The organism is Pseudomonas sp. MAG002Y (genome assembly GCF_019400845.1).
Lineage (GTDB): Bacteria > Pseudomonadota > Gammaproteobacteria > Pseudomonadales > Pseudomonadaceae > Chryseomonas > Chryseomonas luteola.
On record NZ_WOEJ01000018.1, the window covers coordinates 61,908 to 78,629 of the forward strand.

17 protein-coding genes are annotated in these 16,722 nt (G+C 57.0%); 8 read left to right on the plus strand and 9 right to left on the minus strand.

Annotated features, from left to right (window positions below; genetic code table 11):
* Positions 1-29: 29 nt before the first annotated feature.
* From GM154_RS21190 to GM154_RS21220, 7 genes are all read right to left on the minus strand, one after another.
* A complete protein-coding gene (locus GM154_RS21190; RefSeq protein WP_219653272.1) occupies positions 30-1,307 on the minus strand; it encodes a DUF3426 domain-containing protein in 1,278 nt (425 codons plus the stop codon).
* Between the two features lie 105 nt (positions 1,308-1,412).
* A complete protein-coding gene (gene prmA, locus GM154_RS21195) occupies positions 1,413-2,288 on the minus strand; it encodes a 50S ribosomal protein L11 methyltransferase (RefSeq protein WP_219653273.1) in 876 nt (291 codons plus the stop codon).
* Between the two features lie 80 nt (positions 2,289-2,368).
* On the minus strand, positions 2,369-3,715 hold the full coding sequence (gene accC, locus GM154_RS21200) for an acetyl-CoA carboxylase biotin carboxylase subunit (protein WP_019364327.1): 1,347 nt from the start codon (positions 3,713-3,715) through the stop codon (positions 2,369-2,371).
* A gap of 16 nt (positions 3,716-3,731) precedes the next feature.
* Positions 3,732-4,187, minus strand: coding sequence for an acetyl-CoA carboxylase biotin carboxyl carrier protein (gene accB, locus GM154_RS21205; protein WP_219653274.1), 456 nt, complete (start codon positions 4,185-4,187; stop codon positions 3,732-3,734).
* 87 nt (positions 4,188-4,274) lie between these two features.
* On the minus strand, positions 4,275-4,727 hold the full coding sequence (aroQ, locus tag GM154_RS21210) for a type II 3-dehydroquinate dehydratase (protein ID WP_019364328.1): 453 nt from the start codon (positions 4,725-4,727) through the stop codon (positions 4,275-4,277).
* A gap of 124 nt (positions 4,728-4,851) precedes the next feature.
* Positions 4,852-6,633, minus strand: coding sequence for a protein-disulfide reductase DsbD (locus tag GM154_RS21215; protein ID WP_219653275.1), 1,782 nt, complete (start codon positions 6,631-6,633; stop codon positions 4,852-4,854).
* A gap of 90 nt (positions 6,634-6,723) precedes the next feature.
* Positions 6,724-8,352, minus strand: coding sequence for a PleD family two-component system response regulator (locus tag GM154_RS21220; RefSeq protein ID WP_219653276.1), 1,629 nt, complete (start codon positions 8,350-8,352; stop codon positions 6,724-6,726).
* A 208-nt stretch (positions 8,353-8,560) separates the two neighbouring features.
* Between GM154_RS21220 and GM154_RS21225 the strand changes: the two genes are divergently transcribed.
* The 4 genes from GM154_RS21225 to speA all read left to right on the plus strand — a co-directional run bounded on the left by GM154_RS21225 (position 8,561) and on the right by speA (position 13,311).
* On the plus strand, positions 8,561-9,616 hold the full coding sequence (locus GM154_RS21225) for a DUF2333 family protein (protein WP_219653277.1): 1,056 nt from the start codon (positions 8,561-8,563) through the stop codon (positions 9,614-9,616).
* A gap of 137 nt (positions 9,617-9,753) precedes the next feature.
* The gene (locus tag GM154_RS21230; protein WP_219653278.1) at positions 9,754-10,743 is read left to right on the plus strand and encodes an aldo/keto reductase; all 990 of its coding nucleotides are present in this window, start codon (positions 9,754-9,756) and stop codon (positions 10,741-10,743) included.
* A gap of 188 nt (positions 10,744-10,931) precedes the next feature.
* Positions 10,932-11,303, plus strand: coding sequence for a translation initiation factor Sui1 (locus GM154_RS21235; protein ID WP_010795418.1), 372 nt, complete (start codon positions 10,932-10,934; stop codon positions 11,301-11,303).
* Positions 11,304-11,397: 94 nt separating this feature from the next.
* On the plus strand, positions 11,398-13,311 hold the full coding sequence (speA, locus tag GM154_RS21240) for an arginine decarboxylase (RefSeq protein WP_010795417.1): 1,914 nt from the start codon (positions 11,398-11,400) through the stop codon (positions 13,309-13,311).
* 35 nt (positions 13,312-13,346) lie between these two features.
* Here speA and mtgA read toward each other — a convergent pair whose 3' ends face one another.
* On the minus strand, positions 13,347-14,042 hold the full coding sequence (gene mtgA / locus GM154_RS21245) for a monofunctional biosynthetic peptidoglycan transglycosylase (RefSeq protein WP_010795416.1): 696 nt from the start codon (positions 14,040-14,042) through the stop codon (positions 13,347-13,349).
* A 67-nt stretch (positions 14,043-14,109) separates the two neighbouring features.
* Here mtgA and GM154_RS21250 point away from each other — a divergent pair, with 67 nt between their 5' ends.
* The 4 genes from GM154_RS21250 to trmB all read left to right on the plus strand — a co-directional run bounded on the left by GM154_RS21250 (position 14,110) and on the right by trmB (position 16,356).
* Positions 14,110-14,481, plus strand: coding sequence for a DUF423 domain-containing protein (locus tag GM154_RS21250; RefSeq protein ID WP_010795415.1), 372 nt, complete (start codon positions 14,110-14,112; stop codon positions 14,479-14,481).
* 76 nt (positions 14,482-14,557) lie between these two features.
* Positions 14,558-14,758 carry a sulfur carrier protein ThiS gene (gene thiS, locus GM154_RS21255; protein ID WP_219653279.1) on the plus strand — a complete coding sequence of 67 codons (201 nt, stop codon included), beginning with the start codon at positions 14,558-14,560 and terminating at the stop codon, positions 14,756-14,758.
* Positions 14,759-14,776: 18 nt separating this feature from the next.
* The gene (locus GM154_RS21260; RefSeq protein ID WP_219653280.1) at positions 14,777-15,571 is read left to right on the plus strand and encodes a thiazole synthase; all 795 of its coding nucleotides are present in this window, start codon (positions 14,777-14,779) and stop codon (positions 15,569-15,571) included.
* Positions 15,572-15,684: 113 nt separating this feature from the next.
* Entirely contained in the window at positions 15,685-16,356 is a 672-nt protein-coding gene (gene trmB / locus GM154_RS21265; protein WP_219653295.1) for a tRNA (guanosine(46)-N7)-methyltransferase TrmB, read from the plus strand.
* A gap of 42 nt (positions 16,357-16,398) precedes the next feature.
* On the opposite strand, the gene GM154_RS21270 is transcribed toward trmB, so the two are convergent.
* Complete coding sequence (locus GM154_RS21270; protein WP_010795411.1) at positions 16,399-16,722, minus strand: DUF3392 family protein; 324 nt, start codon at positions 16,720-16,722, stop codon at positions 16,399-16,401.

A 16,722-nucleotide genomic window follows, 5' to 3' on the forward strand; every position in this document is an offset into this window, starting at 1 on the left:
CGGACACCTTTGCCATATTGGAGTGTTTTTTACTCGGGCGAATGAAAGCTGAGGCTGTAATTTACAGCTCGGCTGCCTGGGTCAAGAATGTCCAGCGAGATATGGATAGGTGTCTGCGGTGGCATCTCGGTCTGTCCTTTCAATTCGCCGCCCAGGTATTCCCACGGCTTGAACCGACGGCTGGCAATGAGCTGCCCATTCAGGTCGGCAAAGCGCAGTTCCAGAAGCGGGAAGGGCTGTGAGAACGTTGCCCGGTTATACAGGATCGCATCGACCTGTAGCGCGCCTGAAAACTCTGGGTGACTGCGCACAACCAGGTTGCTGCTACGGATCTGTTTTACATCGACCTTGGACGGAACCTTGCAGTCCGCCCACGCGCAGAACTGAACAAACCAGGGACGATACTGGTCTTGACGCGCCAGCTCGTCGAAATGAAAGCCAACGTACTGAGCAAACAGACCAAACAGGGCAACCAGATTCAACAGCACCCAGCCGAGCCGCTTGGCCCACTGCTTCTTCGGCGGTTGCCAGTCGAGCTGCAATGGCTCGTCATGAAGGTCGAGCAACGTGTCGTTACGCAGAGCGGGCTCGGCACGTACAGGCGTGGCTTCCCGGTCAGAGGGCGCCGTGTCGCCCACATGAGGTTCGGCCGCTTCGATCGGCTGATCGTGATTGTCCTTTTCGTCAGCCCTCAGGGATGACTCAAGCTCGGGCTCGTCTGCCTCATGCGAGGCATGTAGCCCTAGCGAGGGCTCTTCATGAGCATGATCTTCCTCGATGGTGTCGAGCGTTAAGGTCGGTTCCTGGCGCTGCTCGTTGTCAGATTCTGCACTTTCCTCGCGCAGCAGTGCCTCAGCCCAGCTTTCATCATAAGCCGGTGTGGTTTTCGAGGCGGGTTTCTGCTGCCCAAATGTTGGCAGGGGAGGAAGGCGTTGCGCCGACTCCATGGCGTCCAACTTGGCCAGCTCTTCGTCCAGGTCAAGCCCGTCCAAATCCAGATCATCATGGATCAATAAAGTGTCCGAAGGGTACTTGGGCAGTGCTTCGGCGGCATCTGAAACATGGCTGATAGACTGGGGCTGCGTCGAAGGTGACTGAGCCATAGGGGGCGCAGGCTGAATGACGACGGCTGTCGACTCGATGACGGGCTTGAGCGGTGTCGGCAATCCTTCGAGATGCTGAGTGGCATCGAAGATTTCAAGGCAGGCGCCGCAACGCACGTTGCCTTGGGCAATCGCCAAATGCTCCTGCTTGACTCGAAAGCGAGTACTGCAATGCGGGCATTGAGTGACGTAGGTTTCAGTCATTATGGCGATCTGGTCTGGTCCTGCGGAAAAGCCGGCTAGTTTACTCTAACGCTCAAGGCTGAAAAGTGGCTCGTTGAAGCCACTTTTTGCCGCACGTCGTTCATCTTAGCGTTTTATGCCCGTAATTCTGATCCAGCCTTCGCGCTCGGCCGTAGGATCCAGCTCGAAATCGGCACTGTAGGCGGCGCGTACCTCTTCCGCCTGCTCCGCCAGAATGCCGGACAAGGCCAGTCGGCCGCCCGATTTTACCAGGCGGCTCAATTGTGGCGCGAGGCTTACAAGCGGGCCGGCCAGGATATTGGCAACAACGACATCAGCCGGTTCGTCCGGCATGTCGGCTGGCAGGTAGACCGGGAAGCGGGCTGGGTCAATGCCGTTTCGATTGGCATTGTCGCGGGAGGCCTCAAGCGCCTGTACGTCGATATCCGTTCCTACGGCACGCGTTGCGCCCAGTAGCAGTGCCGCGATGGCCAGAATGCCTGAGCCGCAGCCAAAATCGATAATCTGATAGCCTTCAAGTGGCTGTCCATCCAGCCATTCGAGGCACAGTGCAGTGGTGGGGTGCGTCCCCGTACCGAAAGCAAGCCCGGGATCCAGATGCAGGTTGACTGCACCCGGCTCGGGCGCTTCATGCCAGCTGGGTACGATCCATAGGCGCTGGCCAAAGCGCATGGGGTGGAAGTTATCCATCCAGCTGCGTTCCCAGTCCTGATCCTCGATATGCTCGATATGAAAATCAGCGTCGGTGCCTGCAATAAGTGTCAGGTGTTTCGCCAGGTCCTGCTCATCGATATCCGACTCGAATAGGGCCAGCAGATGCGTCTTGCTCCAAAGAGGCGTTGTGCCCAGGTCCGGCTCGAAAATGGGCTGGTCTTCTGCATCCATGAATGTCACGGAAACAGCACCCAGGCCGAGCAGGGCGTCTTCATAGGGCTCTGCCTGATCAGGGGTAATGGCGAGTCGGACTTGCAGCCACGGCATGGCGAAACCTTTCAAATACGTAAATGGGTAGTTTAAAAAGCAACGGGCCGCATGTGCGGCCCGGGCTTCAAGCAAGGCTATCAGTGTTTCAAGCCTAGCTTCTTCTCCAGATAATGGATATTCACACCGCCTTTGCCAAAGGCTTCATCGCGCGTAAGCATGCGATGCAGGTCAGCATTGGTTTTGATGCCATCGACAATCAGTTCATCCAGCGCGTTACGCATGCGGGCCATCGCCTCGTCACGGTCACGTCCCCAGGTGATCAGCTTGGCGATCAGCGAGTCGTAGTTCGGCGGAACCTTGTAACCGCTGTACAGGTGCGAATCGACCCGTACGCCATTGCCGCCCGGCGCGTGGAAGTGCTTGACCAGGCCAGGCGAGGGCATGAAGGTCTTGGGGTCTTCCGCGTTGATCCGGCACTCGATGGCGTGCCCGGTGATTTTGATGTCTTCCTGTTTGATCGACAGCTTATTGCCAGCAGCGATGCTCAGCATCTCCTTGACGATGTCAACACCGGTAATCATCTCGGTAACCGGGTGCTCCACCTGAACGCGCGTGTTCATTTCGATGAAGTAGAAACGGCCGTCCTCATAAAGGAACTCGAACGTACCGGCACCACGGTAACCGATCTCAACGCAGGCCTGAACGCAGCGGGCAAGTACTTCGGCACGTGCCTTTTCGTCGATCTGCGGGGCAGGTGCTTCTTCAATGACTTTCTGGTGACGACGTTGCAGCGAGCAGTCGCGGTCGAACAGGTGAACGGCATTGCCCTGGCCATCGGACAGAACCTGAACTTCCACGTGACGCGGGTTGCCCAGAAACTTTTCCAAATAAACCGTAGAGTTGCCAAACGCAGCGCCTGCTTCGGTCTGAGTCATGCTGATGGACTTGATCAGCTCGGACTCTTCGTAAACAACGCGCATGCCACGGCCACCGCCGCCGCCAGCCGCCTTGATGATGACCGGGTAGCCCACTTCGCGTGCAATACGCAGGCACTCGGCTTCGTCGGTTGGCATTGCGCCATCGGAGCCGGGAACCGTGGGTACGCCTGCCTTTTTCATCGCATCCTTCGCGGAGACCTTGTCGCCCATGAGGCGGATCACGTCTGCGGTCGGACCGACAAAGGTAAAGCCGGAGCGCTCGACCTGCTCGGCAAAGTCGGCATTTTCTGCCAGGAAGCCGTAGCCAGGGTGAATGGCAGTGGCGCCGGTAACTTCAGCTGCGCTGATAATGGCCGGGATGTTCAGGTAAGACTGAGGAGACGGGGCGGGGCCGATGCAGACCGATTCGTCGGCCAGGGACAAGTGCATCAACTCACGATCAGCGGTGGAGTGTACGGCCACCGTCTTGATGCCCAACTCCTTGCAGGCACGAACCACACGCAGGGCAATTTCCCCGCGGTTGGCGATCAGGACTTTTTCCAGCATCGCGGACTCCTGTCGATCAGACAATGGTGAACAGCGGCTGGTCAAACTCAACCGGCTGGCCGTTTTCGACCAGGACAGCGCCGATGGTACCGCTGGTTTCGGCTTCGATGTGGTTCATCATTTTCATGGCTTCAACGATGCAGACGATATCGCCTTTTTTCACGGCCTGACCTACTTCGGCGAAAGGCGCGGAGGTAGGAGAGGAGGCGCGATAGAAAGTGCCTACCATGGGCGAGCGAACCACGTTGCCTGTCAGTTGTTGCGCAGCGGGTGCTTCGGCAGCCGGGGCAGCAACCGGAGCGGGTGCAGCAGCCGGGGCGGCGACGGGCGGAGCAGCATAAACAGCAGCCTGTACAGCACGCTGACTCTGACGGCTGATGCGAACGGATTCTTCGCCTTCACGGATCTCCAATTCGTCGATTCCGGATTCTTCCAGCAGTTCGATCAGCTTCTTGACTTTACGAATGTCCATTAACGTTGGCACTCCCCTAAGGTCTGTTACGTTTAAGTTTTTGTCGGGCACATCGAGGTGTCGATTCAATGCCCGGTTATGCAGCGGCTAGGCGTTCTGTGCCTTGCCTGTCATTTCGATTGCAGCGTCAAGCGCCATGCGATAACCGCTGGCACCGAGACCGCAGATCACCCCTACGGCAACGTCTGAAAAGTAGGAGTGATGACGAAAGGGTTCTCGCTTGTGCACGTTTGAAAGATGCACCTCGATGAATGGGATGCTCACAGCCAGCAATGCGTCACGTAGCGCAACGCTGGTGTGAGTGAAGGCAGCAGGATTGATCACAATAAAATCCACGCCTTCATGACGAGCGGCATGGATTCGTTCGATCAATTGGTGCTCGGCATTGCTCTGGAAATAGTCCAGTGTATGTCCGGCCGCTTCCGCGCGACGCTTGAGATCCTGGTTGATTTCATCCAGCGTGACCGCGCCGTAGACGCCCGGCTCGCGGGTGCCCAGCAGATTCAGGTTAGGTCCATGCAGGACCAGCAGCGTAGCCATGACGACATCCCTCAACAGGCAAAGCGATGGCCGCGGACTATGCCGCATTGCTCGCTGACTGTCCAGTCGCCCGATGTTTGCTGTAAATGCCAGCACGTTGGGCGAAATTTTATCTAATTGGGGGTTATAAGGTTTCTTGAGCGCGTTCGAGGTGTTTGGCAAACGCATCCGCGCCGATTTCACCAATGACTCTCAGGTTTTGGGCTTCCTGTCCCTTGCGATCGAAAAACTGGATCGCGGGCGGTCCAAAGAGGTGGTAACGATCCAGAAGCGCACGTTGTTGTGCGTTGCTGGCCGTAATGTCGAAGCGTATCAGACGAAAGGCAGTCAGTCGGGCCATGATGGCAGGATCGTTGAACACTTCACGCTCGATTACCTTGCAGCTGATGCACCAGTCGGCATACCAGTCGAGCAGAAGGGGTTGCCCCGCATCCTTTGCGGCCTTCAAGGCGGCATCCAGTTCGGCGGGCGTACTGACCGTCTGCCAATTCGAGGCGCTGGTACTGCTAGACAGGGTGGCAGGAGATGAGGTCACTGTGAGCGGGCGAAGCGGATCTGAGCGGCCTTGCAGCGCACCAATCCATGCCGCTACGGCATAGACCAGCAAGGCCAGTCCCAGAAGCTGAGCCAGCTTTTGACGGGGAGTCTTGGGTGTCAACTCCAAGGCTCCAAGGAACAGCCCGGTTCCGCCGGCCAGCAAGCCCCATAGGGCCAATGCCACAGGGCCGGGCAGGAGGCGTTCCAGCATCCAGACGGCTACTCCAAGGAGCAGAACGCCAAAGGCGTTTCGTACACCCACCATCCACACACCGGATTTGGGTAGGAGAGCTCCACCGCCTGTAGCAAATAGAATAAGTGGAGTACCCATCCCCAAGCCCAGAGCAAACAGCTTGAGTCCACCGCCTAACGCATCACCACTGCTGCTGATGTAGAGCAATGCACCCGCCAGTGGCGCCGAGACACACGGCGATACCAACAGGCTGGAAAGAACGCCCAGCGTGGCTGCACCTAGTACGGAGCCGCCCTTCGCGCCACTGGCCAAGCGGTCGACTGGGTTTCGGATAAAGGCGGGCAGGCGAAGCTCGAACAGTCCAAACATGGCCAGTGCAAAAGCTACGAAGAATGCAGCAAAGGGAACGAGCACCCAGGCCGACTGCAGACGCGCCTGCAGATTGAGGCTTGCGCCAAAAAGCCCCATCAGCGAGCCCAGGAGCGCAAAGCACCCTGCCATGTGCACGACATACACCAGAGAAAGAAATAACCCGCGGCCTGCGGTATGAGAGCTTCTGTCCCGACCGTGAAGCAGGACTGAAGACATGATAGGCAGCATGGGCAGCACGCAAGGGGTAAAGGTCAACCCCAGGCCTGCCAGGAAAAACAGGAGCATGTCACGCCAGTGCCATGCGGTTTCGACTGTTGTTGAAGAGGGCACGGTAGCGGGTAAGGCAGAGGCATCACCCAACGCGATCTGCTTGGTTTCCGGCGGATAGCACAGACCTTTGTCAGCGCAGCCCTGGTAGGTAATGGACAATTGTCCGGATACGCCTGCCTGCGCCAGCGGGACCTCGATATCCACTACATGATGATAAACCTGTACATCACCGAACCACTCATCATGCTTGGGTTCTCCAGCCGGCAAGGCAATATCCTGTGTCAGGCCTTCAGGTTGCGTGCTGAATTGAAAGCGATGCCGATACAGGTAATAACCGTCCGCAATAATGAAGCGCAGCACCTGTTTATCAGGAGTGGATTCGAGCTGCTCCAGCCGGAACGCCTGGTCAACAGGTAGAAAGTCGCTGGCGTTACTTGAAGCGCCAAGAGTCGACGCAGGACGGTTACCGTCAAACAGGCCGGCAGAGACGGGCAGGGCGATAATCAGCAAAAGCAGAAATAACAGGCGGCGCATGACACTCTCGGCAGGTGGAACTCCCGTCCATGATACCGAAAGCGTTCGCCGCTAGCCCTCAGGAATTGTCTCCATATGCGTGATGGATTGTCAGGCTGACGGCTGGGGCTGATAGATTTCTACGCGGTTACGCCCACCGCGCTTGGCCTGATAAAGCGCCTCATCAGCCTGCCTGGCCAGGCTCTTGATGTCCTGGTCGGGCTGCAGCTGTGCAACCCCTGCGCTGAACGTGCAGAAGAGGCTTTCCTGCTGGGCTGGATAGCAAATTTCTGAAAAACGTTTGCGGATTTCATCGATCAGTCGCAGGGCATTCTGGCTATCGGTGTCCTGCAGCACCACGGCGAATTCCTCGCCACCGTAACGGCCGATATGATCGGTCTTGCGCAGGCGCTGTTTCAGAAACAGGGCCAGGCTTTTGATGACGCGATCCCCCATAGGATGGCCATATTGATCGTTCACTTTTTTGAAGTGATCGATATCGAGCATGACAAACGACAGGCTTTTGCTGCGTCGGCGAGCCAGAAAACTCGCGTCCTCCAGGAGCTGCAAAATGTGGGTATGGTTATACAGGCCTGTCAGACTGTCCTGAACGATGCGCGCTTTGAGGTTACGTGCCCTGGCGGCGCGTGTACGCACGGTGGCGATCAAGTGGCGGGGTTTGATCGGCTTGGTCAAAAAATCATCGCCGCCTTCGCTCATGGCATCCAGCTGCTTGTCCAAATCACCTTCAGCCGAAAGGTAGATAATCGGGACGCTTACATAGCGCTCATGCTGACGGATGACCTTGGCCAGCTCCGTCCCCATGCACTCCGGCATATACATGTCCAGAATGATCAGGTCCGGGTTGAACTCGGCAAGATGCGGCATCACGGCAGTCGGGTTGAGCAGGGTGCGCGTCACAATACCAGCGCTATTCAGGGACATTTCCGTGTGCATCGCTTGAGCGCGCGAGTCGTCGACGATCAGGGCGCGGATCGGGTCGTAATAGGCGACGCGGGTTAGCGTTTCGACCTTTTCAAGCAGGTGCGAGGCATCCAGGGTGCCGGTATAGAACTCGTGGCCACCCGCGCGTACGGCCGCCAGACGCATGGCGGTATCGGCTTCCTCATGGCTGAAGAACAGCACTGGCAGTTTGATAGACAGGTTTGCCTGGATTTCGGTTGTTAACTGAAGACCTGCGCCCGGGCCGTTGAAATCGACTTCCATGATGAGCACTGCCGGGTGGCGCTCGGAAATAGCCTGGCGGAATGTGACTGCATCTTCGAAGATATGAATCGTGACGCCAAAGTACTCCATTTGCAGGGCCAGGCGCTCAGAGCGCTCCCGATCCTGCAGGGCAATATAAATAGGCTTGCGCAACGGGGGCAGGTTGGTGCTTTCCAGCTGATCGCCATGGCGTAAGCCAGTGCGAGACAAGCTTTGCATGAGCTGGCTCAGTTCTGAAATCGTTGTACTGGTCAGGCGTCCCCGGTTGGCCTCGACGGCCAAAAGACAGCCAGCAATCCGTTCTGCCAGCTGGCTGTGCTCCTGCTGATCGAATCGCTGGGCATAGCGCAGGAGGCGATTGTTGGCCTCGGTCAGCTCTTCCAGGCTTGCCGTACTCCACTCCACACGATGCAGGCGTTGCCAGATTTCCAGAACATGTCTGGCCTGGGTGATGACCCTTTGGGCAAAATGGTTCTTGATACGGTCCAGTGAAGGATCGTCATGCTCGCTCATGGTAGTCCGGCTCGTCCTGAGTAAAGATCGGTGGCGATAGGCCATCACTAAAGCCTACCAGCATCGCCTTGCTAGGTCATCGGCTCAGGATCGAGCAACATTAGGACCAAGAGCTGAACGGCTTATGTACACTACCGAGCGTACTTAATCGGCAACCCCTTGTCATAGACGTGGTCGAACGCTGGAGTCGACTATAAGGAATAACATCATGCTGGACTGGAAGAATCGTACAAGCAGTTGGAGGCGGCGGACAGACGGCGCTTCGGCTGTTAGCGGCCGCCCCTGGCTGCGCGCCGTGGCTATCATCATCGGCCTTTATCTGCTCGTGATGTTTATCCTGGGTTGGTACTGGAGCCGCGAGCCGGACCGCTTTCCTGTCCAGCAGCATGCCCAGGAAGCGGCGGCTGCCGCTCAACGCAAACTAGCCTTGGGTTATACCACGGTAGAGACACTCAAGATGGTGGCGGGCACTTTGCTCGACAAGCCAGGCGGCTATCTGTCCAACGATGTTGCGCCCCCTGGTCTCTGGCTCGACAACATGCCTTCCTGGGAATACGGCGTCCTGGTGCAGGTACGTGATCTTTCCCGTGCGCTGCGCAAGGACTTTGCCCGCTCTCAGTCTCAGTCAACGGAAGATGTTGATTTGGCCAAGGCCGAGCCACACTTCAACTTTGACAACCGTAGCTGGGCGATGCCGTCTTCGGAGTCTGAATATCGTGCGGGTATTCGCTCCCTTGACCTTTACTTGGCGCGTCTGGGTGGGCAGGAGCAGCAGCGTGCGCTCTTTTACGCGCGTGCCGATAACCTGCGTAACTGGCTGGGCGACGTAGAGACTCGCCTGGGGTCTCTGTCACAACGGCTCTCCGCCAGTGTGGGTCGCTCTCGTCTGGATGCTGACATCAATCCCAATCAGGATCTGCTCCCCGGACAGGTGCCTGAAGTTCACGAGCGTATCGTCAAGACGCCCTGGCTTCAGATAGATAACGTTTTCTACGAGGCACGTGGGCAGGCCTGGGCGCTGTCTCATATCCTGCGCGCCATCGAAGTAGATTTTGCCGATGTGCTGGCCAAGAAGAACGCAACGGTAAACGTGCGCGAAATCATTCGTGAGCTGGAGGCCGCTCAGCAGCCGGTCTGGAGCCCGATGATTCTCAACGGCAGTGGCTTCGGTGTTCTGGCTAACCACTCTCTGGTGATTGCTAACTATATCTCCCGCGCCAATGCGGCGATTATCGACTTGCGCCAGCTGATGGAGCAGGGTTGATACCTCGCTTGGCTGCAGTGTTGCGCTGCAGCCAGGCAACTTTCATTGAACGGCCTGTTCAGTACCTCTCCATACGCATGTCTTGCGCTTATCAGGCGTTATCAGCCTATCCACCCCTGAGCCATACAGGAGGTCTCATGTCAGTTGAAACATTGACTATTCAAGGTATATCCCGTCCCGTCAGCCGCATCGCCCTGGGTACCTGGGCGATTGGCGGCTGGATGTGGGGCGGTAGTGATGAATCCAAGGCCATCGCCACGATCCGCAGTGCAGTAGAGCGTGGTATCAATCTGATTGATACTGCGCCCGTCTACGGTTTCGGCAATTCCGAAGAGATCGTGGGCAAGGCGCTGGAAGGAATACGCGATAAAGCAGTGATTGCTACCAAGGTTGCACTGGACTGGAATGATGACGGCCCATTCCGTAACGCTACTCCGGCCCGTATCCGTCAGGAAATCGAAGACTCCCTGCGTCGTCTCAAGACCGATCACATCGACCTTTACCAGGTACATTGGCCAGACCCCATGACGCCCATTGACGAGACTGCCCGCGAGTTGGAAAAGCTGCGCCAGGAAGGAAAAGTGCTGGCCCTGGGCGTCAGCAACTTCTCGCCTGAGCAGATGGATGCCTTTCGCGATGTAGCCCCTCTGGCAACGGTACAGCCTCCCTATAACCTGTTCGAGCGCGATATCGAAAAGGACGTACTGCCTTATGCCAAGGATCACGGGCTGGCGGTGTTGGCTTACGGCGCACTGTGCCGCGGCCTGCTGGCCGGTAAAATGTCACCCTCGACACGGTTTGATGGGGACGATTTGCGCAAGGTCGACCCAAAGTTTCAGTCACCGCGTTTTGAGCAGTACCTTGCAGCAGTGGCCGCACTGGAGGATTACGCCCGTGCTCGCCATGACAAGACGGTCCTGGCGCTGGCTATCCGCTGGATTCTTGATAAGGGCCCAACGATTGCGCTGTGGGGCGCACGAAAGCCCGAGCAGATCGAGGGAGTAGACGAGGCATTCGGCTGGTCCCTGAGCCAGGAGGAGCTAGACGAAATCGATAAAATTCTGACCCGACATGTGACTGATCCGGTAGGGCCGGAATTCATGGCGCCACCGACACGAAAAGGGTAATGAGCCCAGCAGCAGATTTTCTGTGAGCCTGTCATGAAAATATCCAGCATTGACGCAAATTTGTACTTAGCATTTGCGTTCAATGCTGGTAAATTGCGCGACCTTTTGATGCGCAGCCCCTGCCAGAGTGGGGCGCTCTTGGTTGGTTCTCCAGCCTGTCGCTATCCTGACCCTGTGAGGAATGCCCGGTGGTCAAGAAAGCCTCTTCCTTTGCCGGTCTCGGCGGCCTGGTGTATTCCACCGATAGTGGTCGTCATTGCCCGGCTTGTAACAAACCTCTCGCTGACTGCCTCTGTAAGCAGGCCCCCGTGCAGGCTGGAGACGGTATTGCACGTGTTCGCCGCGAAACCAAAGGTCGTGGCGGCAAGACCGTGACCACGGTCAGTGGTGTGCCTGTGACGGCCGATGAATTGAAAGAATTGGCGAGCACACTGAAGCGGCGGTGCGGTACTGGTGGTGCGTTGAAGGATGGCGTCATCGAGATTCAGGGCGATCATGTCGACCTACTGATTGACGAGCTGACCAAACGCGGTTTCAAAGCCAAGAAGTCCGGCGGTTAAACGAACGGTTCCACGTTCAGGCCATATCTATACAAACTTACCGCAGCGATCTGCGGTCAACACCTTATTACCTTTCAACAGGAGAATCTGGCGGATGTCCCCACGACGTACGCGCAAAGATGACGGCAGCCAATGGACCGTAGCCGATAGCCGTAGTGTGTACGGCATTCGCCACTGGGGCGCTGGCTACTTCGCTATCAATGACATCGGCAATGTCGAAGTCCGTCCTCATGGTCCCGATGGAGAGCCCATCGACCTTCATCTACTGGTGGGGCAACTGTGCGAGGCGGGTCTTTCGCTGCCTCTACTGGTGCGCTTCCCTGACATTCTGCAAGGTCGCGTGCGGGCACTGACCGGTGCGTTCGATGCCAATATCGAGCGAATGGAATATGGTGGTCAGTACACGGCCCTGTATCCGATCAAGGTCAATCAGCAGGAAGCGGTCGTCGAGAACATTATTGCCACGCGTAATGTGTCGATCGGGCTCGAGGCTGGCTCCAAACCTGAGCTGATGGCTGTGCTGGCGCTGGCGCCCAAGGGGGGCACCATCGTTTGCAACGGTTACAAGGATCGCGAATTCATACGTCTAGCCCTGATGGGGCTCAAGCTTGGTCACAACGTCTTCATCGTGATCGAGAAGGAGTCCGAAGTCCCGCTGGTGATTGAAGAGGCGGCCGATCTCAAGGTGACTCCGCAGGTAGGTCTCCGCGTTCGCCTGTCATCGCTGGCTTCCAGCAAATGGGCCGATACCGGGGGCGAAAAGTCCAAGTTTGGCCTGTCGGCGGCACAGCTGCTGTCCGTGATCGAGCGTTTCCGCAAGGCAGGACTCGAGCAGGGGGTTCGCCTGCTGCATTTCCATATGGGTTCGCAGATTGCCAATTTGGCTGATTATCGTCAGGGTTTCCGTGAGGCCATTCGGTATTACGCCGAACTGCGCGCGCTTGGATTGCCGGTTGATCATGTCGATGTGGGCGGTGGCCTGGGTGTGGACTACGACGGTACGCACTCGCGTAACGCCAGTTCCATCAATTACGACATGGATGACTATGCCGCGACGGTCGTGGGGATGCTCAAGGAGTTCTGCGATCGTCAGGGCCTCCCACATCCAAACATCTTCTCGGAAAGTGGCCGTGCCATGACTGCGCACCATGCCGTGCTGGTCATGCAGGTAACCGATGTCGAGCGCAACAACGACGCCATGCCTGATATCGAGAATTTCTCCGACAAGCCTGAAGTCGTGCAGTGGCTGGTTGAGTTGCTGGGTGATACCGATCCGGAAATGGTGACCGAGACCTACTGGCGTGCAACCCAGTACGTGAGCGAAGCCTCTGCGCAGTATGCGTCAGGTCGCCTGAGCCTGAGTGACAAGGCGCTTGCAGAGCAATGCTACTTTGCGATCTGCCGTCGACTCTACAATCAGCTCAAGGCACGCCAGCGTTCGCATCGCCAGGTGCTGGACGAACTGAACGACAAGCTGGCCGACAAGTACATCTGCAATTTCTCGGTTTTCCAGAGCTTGCCGGATACCTGGGCGATAGGGCAGATCCTGCCTATCGTGCCGCTAACGCGCCTGGATGAAGAGCCGATGCGCCGCGCGGTGTTACAGGATCTGACCTGCGACTCGGACGGCAAAATCAACCATTACGTAGATGAGCAGAGTATCGAGACCAGTTTGCCGGTTCACGATGTGCGTCCGAATGAAGATTACATGTTGGGTGTATTCCTGGTAGGTGCCTATCAGGAAATCCTGGGCGATATGCATAACCTGTTTGGCGATACGGACTCGGTCAACGTCTATCAGGATGCGGATGGCACTGTGCGTCATGGTGGCATCGAGACTCATGACACCATTGAAGACATGCTTCGCTATGTGCACCTCTCGCCAGAGGAGCTGATGACCTACTACCGCGACAAGGTAGCCGGAGCAAAGCTCACTGCACGCGAGCGTACGCAGTATCTGGATGCCTTGCGTCTGGGATTGACCCGCTCGTCCTATCTCGCAGGTTGATCAAAAAAAGGCCCTGGTTATTACCAAGGCCTTTTTTATTTCATGTGCAACAGGTAGTCACTACCGCCCAACTGCCGGACCTGCTGCCGTATCCAGTTGGCACGACGGCTAACGTAAGCGCTAGGATGACTTGGACTCCATTCCCTAGGGTTGGGCAGGATGGCAGCCAGCAGGCTGGCCTGTCGATCCGACAAGTACGGTGCGCCAATACCGAAATGGTGCTGCGCAGCGGCTTCAGCGCCGAAGATGCCAGAATCCCATTCAACGCTGTTGAGGTAAACTTCCAGGATGCGTTGCTTGGGCCAAAGGGTTTCAATCAGCACGGTAAACCAGGCTTCCAGGCCTTTACGTACCCAGCTACGGCCCGTCCAGAGAAATAGATTCTTGGCAACCTGCTGACTGATCGTGCTAGCTCCGCGTAGGGAACCACCGGCTTCGTTATGGCTGAAGGCCTGACGAATGGCGTCCATGTCGAAGCCCCAGTGCTCACTAAAGTGTTGATCCTCTCCTGCCACCACCGACATCTTCAGGTTGTCTGGTAGTTCACGCCATGGCCGCCATTCCCGATACAGATCGATGGGCTTGCCATCGATCCAGGATTCTATCTTTCGTTCGACCATGACCATCGAGCCGGGTGGGGGCACCCAGCGAAAGAGCAACACGAGCAGTACGCTCGCAGCCATGGAGATGAGTGTGTAGCGAAATAGACGGCGTAGAAGAGAGCGCACCATGCGACTTGGTCTTTAGTTATGAGCGGTCCATTATAACGATCGCTTCGATTCTGTCTGGGAGTTATCCATGCTTCGTACGTTTCTCATGCTGGCCGCCGTGTTTGGCTTTACTGGCGTCGGCCTTGGTGCATTCGCCGCCCATGGTTTGAAAGGGCGACTGTCGCCGGAGCACCTGGCTGTATTCCAGACCGGCGTGTTATATCAGCTCATACATGCCCTGGCATTGCTGGGCGTTGCCCTGCTGGCGACGCATCTGCAGGGACGTCTGGTCAGCTTGGCCGGCGCCTTCTTCGCCATAGGGATTATTCTGTTCTCTGGCAGCCTTTATGTTCTGACATTGTCCGGTATCAGCAAGCTGGGCATCATCACGCCTTTTGGCGGGCTCGCCTTCCTGGCAGGGTGGGTTTGTCTTGGATTGGTGGCCTGGCGTCTGGCCTAGATGACGATACAACGTTGGTCATCGTGGCAGAAGGGGCTAGAATGCAGCCCTTCATACATTTCAGACCGCTTCTGCCATGCGCATTCAATTGAACGGCGAATCTTTCGAACTTCCTGACGGTGCCACCGTGGCGGACTTGCTCGTCCGGCTTGAACTGACCGGAAAACGGGTAGCCGTGGAGCGAAACCTCGATATCGTACCCCGCAGCCAGCACGCCGATACCATGCTTGTGGACGGCGATCAGCTGGAAGTGGTTCATGCTATTGGTGGCGGCTAGACCGCCGGAGAATCTGCCATGAACAGCAATCGTCAAGATACACCGCTTACCCTGGCCGGACGCACTTACCAGTCGCGTCTGCTGGTGGGCACCGGTAAATACAAGGACCTGGAAGAAACCCGTCTGGCCATCGAGGCGTCGGGGGCCGAAATCGTGACCGTTGCGGTTCGCCGGACCAATATCGGTCAGAATCCCGGTGAGCCTAATCTGTTGGACGTCATTCCACCGGATCGCTATACCATTCTGCCCAACACGGCTGGCTGCTATGACGCTGTTGAAGCTGTGCGTACCTGCCGTCTGGCGCGCGAGCTTCTTGATGGGCGCTCACTGGTCAAGCTTGAGGTACTGGCGGATCAGAAAACGTTGTTCCCAAACGTCATCGAAACCTTGAAGGCCGCCGATACCTTGGTAAAGGATGGGTTCGATGTCATGGTGTATACCAGTGATGACCCTATCATTGCCCGTCAGTTGGCGGAGATTGGCTGTATTGCGGTTATGCCGCTGGCCGGTCTGATCGGTTCCGGTCTGGGTATCTGCAATCCGTACAACCTGCGCATCATTCTGGAAGAGGCCAAGGTGCCGGTTCTGGTCGATGCCGGTGTAGGTACTGCTTCGGATGCCACCATTGCAATGGAGCTGGGATGTGATGCCGTCCTGATGAACACCGCCATTGCCCACGCCAAGGATCCTGTCCTGATGGGCGAAGCCATGAAGCACGCCATCCTGGCAGGGCGCATGGCTTATCTGGCAGGTCGGATGCCACGCAAGCTATATGCCTCCGCCTCGTCACCTCTGGAAGGTCTGATCAGCTGATCTCGACGTTTCATTCCATCTTAACCTTAACGACCCGGCCTCCAGGCCGGGTCGTGCTGTCTTTGTGAATAGCCATGAGCGATCAGGAATTCGATAACGCACCCGCACGCCCAATGCGTACCATCAAAAGTTTTGTCATGCGTGCGGGACGTATGACGGAAGGTCAAAAAAAGGGGCTTGACCAAGGCTGGCCCCGCTTCGGTCTCGACCTGGATGCGGGGCTACAGGATTTCGACGCTGTGTTTGGTCGCCAAGCGCCTCGTACCTTTGAAATCGGCTTTGGTATGGGACACTCTCTACTGGAAATGGCAGCCGCAGCGCCGGAGCAGGACTTCATTGGTGTTGAGGTCCACCGTCCTGGGGTCGGCGCGTTGCTGAATGGTCTTCTGACCCAGCAATTGTCCAATGTGCGTGTCTATAGCTGCGATGCCTTGGAAGTGCTTCGCCAGTGCGTGGCTGATGCAAGCCTGGATCGGGTCCTACTGTTTTTCCCGGACCCATGGCACAAGGCCCGCCACCATAAGCGTCGTATCGTTCAGCCTGAGTTTGCCGAGCTGATTCGTAGCAAGCTCAAGGTTGGTGGGGTGCTGCATATGGCAACCGACTGGGAGCCCTATGCGGAATACATGCTGGAAGTCATGAGTGTCGCGCCGGGGTATCGGAATCAGGCTTCAGATGAGCGCTATGTTCCGCGTCCCGAAGAGCGACCCATCACTAAGTTCGAGCGTAGAGGTGAGCGACTTGGGCACGGTGTCTGGGATCTGAAGTTCGAGCGTACCGAATAATAAAAAAGGCCTGACAGATGTCAGGCCTTTTTTCTGCGTATCTCAGCGTCGCTCGGCTAGAACACCCAGCAGACAAGCACCGACCAGCAAGGCGGGTGCCAGGCTGTAATTGTTGAACTGTCCTAAGCCTTTCACAACCCAGGGGGTCAGGTGGGTAGTTGCTGCGCCGTAAAGACTTACTGAAGCCGAAGCCAGAACCGGAACCCGTACAAAGGTAGGCAAATTGCCCAGGCGCTGCTTCATCCAGTTGTTGATTTCAGTGCCGAACATTACCAGCAGGGTTGAAATCAGAGCCAGGGCGATCTCGGCCAGATGACCGCGGCACCAGCGAGAAGCCTCTGCAATAAGGCTAAGTAGGTAGTCCAA